The sequence below is a fragment of the Paraburkholderia sp. SARCC-3016 genome (assembly GCF_031119615.1).
Lineage (GTDB): Bacteria > Pseudomonadota > Gammaproteobacteria > Burkholderiales > Burkholderiaceae > Paraburkholderia.
Window position 1 is genome coordinate 1 of the sequence record NZ_JAVHZD010000093.1, and the last position, 1,170, is coordinate 1,170.

1 protein-coding gene is annotated in these 1,170 nt (G+C 63.9%); it reads right to left on the reverse strand.

The annotated features are described in order from the left end of the window. On the reverse strand, window positions 1-1,170 hold a 1,170-nt coding region (gene tuf, locus QYH69_RS35825), incomplete at its 5' end, for an elongation factor Tu (protein WP_308836335.1).

Genomic DNA, 1,170 nt, shown 5'->3' on the forward strand with positions numbered 1-1,170 from the left:
TTACTCGATGATCTTGGCGACGACACCTGCGCCGACGGTACGGCCACCTTCACGGATCGCGAAGCGCAGACCTTCTTCCATGGCGATCGGCGCAATCAGCTTCACCGTGATCGACACGTTGTCGCCCGGCATCACCATTTCCTTGTCCTTCGGCAGCTCGATCGAGCCCGTCACGTCCGTCGTACGGAAGTAGAACTGCGGACGGTAGTTGTTGAAGAACGGCGTATGACGCCCGCCTTCGTCCTTGCTCAGCACATACACCTCAGCCGTGAAGTGCGTGTGCGGCGTGATCGAACCCGGCTTGGCCAGCACCTGACCACGCTCCACGTCTTCACGCTTCGTGCCGCGCAGCAGGATACCCACGTTGTCGCCCGCCTGACCCTGATCCAGCAGCTTGCGGAACATTTCCACGCCCGTGCACGTCGTCTTCGCCGTCGCCTTGATCCCGACGATCTCGATTTCCTCGCCGACCTTGATCACGCCACGCTCGACACGACCCGTCACCACCGTACCGCGCCCCGAGATCGAGAACACGTCTTCCACCGGCATCAGGAACGAACCGTCCACCGCGCGCTCCGGCGTCGGGATGTACGTGTCCAGCGCGTCGGCCAGGTTCATGATCGCCACTTCGCCCAGCTCGCCCTTGTCCCCCTCGAGCGCCAGCTTCGCCGAACCCTTGATGATCGGCGTGTCGTCGCCCGGGAAGTCGTACTTCGAGAGCAGCTCGCGCACTTCCATTTCCACCAGCTCGAGCAGCTCCGCGTCGTCCACCATGTCGCACTTGTTCAGGAACACGATGATGTACGGCACACCCACCTGGCGCGCCAGCAGGATGTGCTCACGCGTTTGCGGCATCGGGCCGTCCGCGGCCGAGCACACCAGGATCGCGCCGTCCATCTGCGCCGCACCCGTGATCATGTTCTTCACATAGTCCGCGTGACCCGGGCAGTCAACGTGGGCGTAGTGGCGGTTCGCCGTCTCGTACTCCACGTGCGCCGTGTTGATCGTGATGCCGCGCGCCTTCTCCTCCGGCGCCGCGTCGATCTGGTCGTACGCCTTCGCTTCTCCGCCGAACTTCGCGGTCAGCACCGTCGTGATCGCCGCCGTCAGCGTGGTCTTGCCGTGGTCAACGTGACCGATCGTGCCCACGTTCACGTGCGGCTTGGTCCG